Below are 1129 nucleotides of genomic sequence, written 5' to 3'. Positions count from 1 at the left end.
TTGTCTTGGGTTGTGCGCGAGCGTTGCGCCAGCGCACGTAGGCACCGATCGCCGCGTTCTGCTCATCGTGGCTGCGGTGGTCGGTGCCGTTGAGGGCGTAGTAGCGCAGCGCGGCGAACTCCGACTCGATCCAGTTCAACCAGGACCCGTAGGTCGGCAGGAACACCAGTTCCACGTCGTGGTCTGCGGCCCAAGCCCGGACCTGCGGGTGCTTATGAGGCGAGTAGTTGTCCATGATCACATACAGCTTCTCGCCGGGCCATCGTGCCCGGAGCGTCTTGAGGAAGGACAAGAACTCCATCCACCGTTTCCGCTTGCGGATGCGGTAGTACAGCTTCCCGGTGGCCAGGTCCAGCGCGGCGATCATGTGCATCACGCCGAAGTAGCGGTTGTAGGTGGCACGCAGCCGGGCCGGTGAGCCGACCGGCCGCCACCGCTTGCCCTTGCGCGGCATCAGGTTCAGCGGCCCGAACTCATCGACGCAGATCACCCGCCCGCCGGTGGGCGGGTGATCGTATAACTCCAGCACTCGCTGCATCTTGGCGATGAAGGCCGGGTCGTTGGAGGACTTCCACGTGGTGGTGGTCTGCCAGCTCACCTTCCCCGCCCGCAGGATCCGCGACAGGTGCTGGCGGCTGATCACGGCCACCACGCCCCGGGCGATGAGATGCTCGGCCAAGGTCCGCAGGCTCCACGTGGAGTGCCCGGCAATGCCCCACTCGGCGGGGACCGTCCTGGCGATGAGGCAGATGTGCTCGCGCGTCTGCTCACTGATCGCCGCTGGACGGCCCCCGCTCCATTTTGGGTCCAGCGCGTCGAACCCCCGCTCGTTGAAGGCGTGGATGACATCACGCACGTAGTCGTCGCTGACCTGCATCAGCGCGGTGATGTCCGGCACGGACTGGCCTTGCCCCGACATCATCACCACGATCGCCCGCCGCAGCTTCACCGGATCCTTCGCGTTACGCGTGATCCTTTGAAGCTTGCGACCTTCCTCCATCGACAGCGGCCGGACGAAAACCTCGGGTCGACGAGCCATGACCACCTCCTCATTAGGGAAGTAGCCAGCCTGCCGGGTCCACCGCCCAGAGATCAATTACCCGACCGACGTTGAGTGACAGGCCACTAG

General features: G+C 65.0%; 1 protein-coding gene. It reads right to left on the bottom strand.

Annotation, left to right across the window (positions count from 1 at the left end; genetic code table 11):
* Nucleotides 1-1039: IS630 family transposase (locus tag ACIBQX_RS50615; protein ID WP_397017871.1), on the bottom strand; the 1039-nt coding region annotated here is incomplete at its 3' end.
* Between the last annotated feature and the right edge of the window lie 90 nt (nucleotides 1040-1129).

The sequence above is a fragment of the Nonomuraea sp. NPDC049714 genome, from assembly GCF_044465295.1.
GTDB lineage: Bacteria > Actinomycetota > Actinomycetes > Streptosporangiales > Streptosporangiaceae > Nonomuraea.
This window is presented reverse-complemented; position numbering and strand designations above follow the sequence as displayed.